The sequence below is a fragment of the Acidovorax facilis genome (assembly GCF_023913775.1).
GTDB classification, from domain to species: domain Bacteria; phylum Pseudomonadota; class Gammaproteobacteria; order Burkholderiales; family Burkholderiaceae_C; genus Acidovorax; species Acidovorax facilis.
The window spans coordinates 1-255 of record NZ_JAMXAX010000382.1 but is presented as its reverse complement, the minus strand read 5'-3'; the positions used below and the strand labels follow the sequence as shown (position 1 = coordinate 255).

Here is a 255-nt window from a genome sequence, read left to right as displayed (position 1 = left end):
TCACGGTGGACGAACTCCTCAAACGCGCCGACCTGGCCATGTACCAGGCCAAGGCCGCAGGGCGCAACACCCAGCGCTTCTTCGACCCCGACATGCAAGCGGCCGTCAACGCCCGCTCCAACCTGGAGGCCGACCTGCGCCAGGGCCTGGCCCGGGGCGAACTGCTGGTGCACTACCAGCCCGTCGTGGACCACCAGTCCCAGCTCATGGGCGCAGAAGCCCTGGTGCGCTGGCGCCACCCCCAGCGCGGCATGA

Annotated in this window: 1 protein-coding gene; it reads left to right on the top strand. The window is 69.8% G+C overall.

Annotated elements, in window-relative coordinates:
• Window positions 1–255 (top strand): EAL domain-containing protein (locus tag NFX52_RS30705; protein WP_252636048.1); only part of this gene is annotated, 255 nt, incomplete at both ends.